General features: G+C 40.8%; 2 protein-coding genes. Both read right to left on the bottom strand.

Going from position 1 to position 2,581, the window contains the following annotated elements; genetic code table 11:
* Positions 1-41: 41 nt before the first annotated feature.
* Positions 42-983, bottom strand: coding sequence for an ABC transporter permease (locus tag I656_RS00015; RefSeq protein WP_020756994.1), 942 nt, complete (start codon positions 981-983; stop codon positions 42-44).
* Between the two features lie 37 nt (positions 984-1,020).
* Positions 1,021-2,581: ABC transporter substrate-binding protein (locus tag I656_RS0117325; protein WP_369770227.1), on the bottom strand; the 1,561-nt coding region annotated here is incomplete at its 5' end.

Here is a 2,581-nt window from a genome sequence, read left to right as displayed (position 1 = left end):
ATCCATAGATTGCTGTTTTTTGGCAAGTTCATGCGGACCACCTATTTTAATTCCATTTTTGGATCCAACCAACGATAGGTTAAATCCACTATTAAGTTAACCAAAACAACAAGGAACGCAATAATAAGGACCATCCCTTGAATAAGCGGATAATCACGGCTGCCTATGGCGGAAACAAGCAGGCTTCCGAACCCCGGAAGCGTGAAAACCTGCTCAATGACTAAACTTCCTGCGAGAATTTCGCCAAAATTCATCCCAACTACTGTAACGACAGGGATAAGCGCATTTTTTAACACATGTTTGAAATAAATAGTCGATTCTTTTAACCCTTTACTATATGCTGTGCGTACATAATCTTCATTCAGCTGTTCAATTATCGTTGTCCGTAAATAACGGACAACGATGGCAATTTGCGGAATCGCTATCGCCAGCGACGGCAAAAAAAGGGAACGCAAAGCAAGGAATGGGCTCTTTGACCACGGGACATATCCTCCAGCAGAAAACCAATTCAATGTAAATCCGAAAATCAATATAAGCAGAATGCCAGACCAAAAGGAGGGAACCGAAAGACCAATTTGTGTAATGATGGAGATCAGAAAATCCATCGTTTTCCCTTTGCTCTTTGCCGCCAACATTCCTAAAGGTATCGCTGTAACAACAGTGATGATTAAAGCAATGATGGCCAAAGAGAAGGTAACGGAGGAGCGGCTTATGATTAAACTTAAAACAGGTTCGGAAAACCGCAATGATTCGCCAAAATCGAAATGCAAAACATTAATCATCCATGATCCGAATTGTTCGATAAGAGGTTTGTCAGCTCCGAGTTTTTTATTAAGTGCTTCCAATTGTGCCGGGGTGGCCTCCGTCCCTAAAATCGCCAAAGCGGGGTTCCCAGGAATAATGCGAAATGCGCAAAAAGACAGGAAAACGACAAAAATCAGCGTCAGAAAAAACGTAAACATTCTCCTTACCACAAAATTCATACCATCACCTCGTACCTTTGCCTTAATCCATTGCCTCTTACTCTTTCACCTTTATTGCTGCCATATCTTGGACATAAATTGGATACGTTTGATATCCTTCCAAATTGTCTTTGAATGCCGCATTCGTGTTCGGATCCATAATGTAAACAGCCGCTGCTTCCTCTGCCAAAATGGTCTGTGCCTTTTTAATGAGTTCTACCCGCTTATTTTCATCCACTTCTGTTCTCGCCTGCTCCAGCACTTGATCAAACTGATGGTTAGAAAAATTAAAGAAATTATTTTTTGCTGTTGATAAATATTTATTTAAGATTTCGTACGGATCTAATTTTCCATCCAGCCCTATAATCGTCGTGTCATAATCCCTGCCTTGATAAACACGCTCCAGCCATACTCCCCACTCCACAGTTTCAATGTTTGCTTTTACTCCAATCTTTTTAAGCTGCTGGGCAATTACTTGAGCTGTATCTACATGAAACTGATAATTGGACGGAACCGTGATCGTTGTTGTAAATCCATTCGGGTAACCCGCTTCAGAAAGCAATTGTTTCGCTTTTTCGATATTAATCGCATACTTATCTTCTAAACCTTCTTGATAATATTTGCCCATAATCGGGCTCATATTCGAACCGATTTTTGTTCCTTTTCCTAAGGCAACCCCTTTAATAATCTCATCTTTATCAATGGCATAATTGATTGCCTGACGAACGAATTTGTTATTGAATGGTTTTCTTTTATGGTTGAATGCAAGCAATTGCACTAAGTTTTGCGGGGCGCTAACATACTTATATCCTTTGCCCAATTCTTCTAATTTTTCGCTTCCGATTCGAGGATAAATGTCAATTTCTCCTGATTGAAAAGCTAAGAAAGCAGCTTCTGCATCTTTAATAATGCGAAACTCCACCTTGTCCAAATAAGGAACACCTTTCACATAATAATCAGGATTTTTCTCGAGAACGAGACGCTGCCCCGGCAAGTATTCCACGAACTTAAAAGGGCCTGTCCCAATCGGAGTTTTATTGCTGTCCTTATAACCTTTCGGAATAACGGCAGCGGTCACTGCCGTCAAGAAGGAGGCTTCTCTTTGCTTCAGTTTAATGGCGACCGTTTTCTTATCCGGTGCCGTAATCGATTCCACATTGCTAAACGAAGTGTACAACGGCTTTCCTGTATCAATTCCCGCTAAAAGATCATAGGAATACTTTACATCCTCAGCAGTCACCTCTTGCCCATTATGAAATTTCACGCCATCTCTCAATATAAATGTATAGGTTAGCCCATCTGGGGAAATTTTATAAGATTCCGCAATTGCCGGGATAAGCTCCCCTTTATTATTTGGCTTTAACAGCCCTTCAAAAACATTGAACATTATTTCTCTCGTTCCCGCGGCTTGAGCCAAAAACGGGTCCAAGTAATCCGGATCTTGGGGAACCGCAACAACCACTTCTTTATCCACTTTTTCTTTAGTAGAAGCTGTGCCATTCGCTGTTTCTTTTTGGCTGTCACATGCGGTTAGCAATAGAACAAGCGAAATGCTCAACCATAGCCCTTTCATGAAATTTGTTTTTTTTCTTTTTTTCTGCTTTTTATCATCAATGCCA

Source organism: Geobacillus sp. WSUCF1, from assembly GCF_000422025.1.
Taxonomy (GTDB): domain Bacteria; phylum Bacillota; class Bacilli; order Bacillales; family Anoxybacillaceae; genus Geobacillus; species Geobacillus zalihae.
Note: the sequence above shows the minus strand (reverse complement) of the source record. Positions and strands in the feature narration are given on the sequence as shown.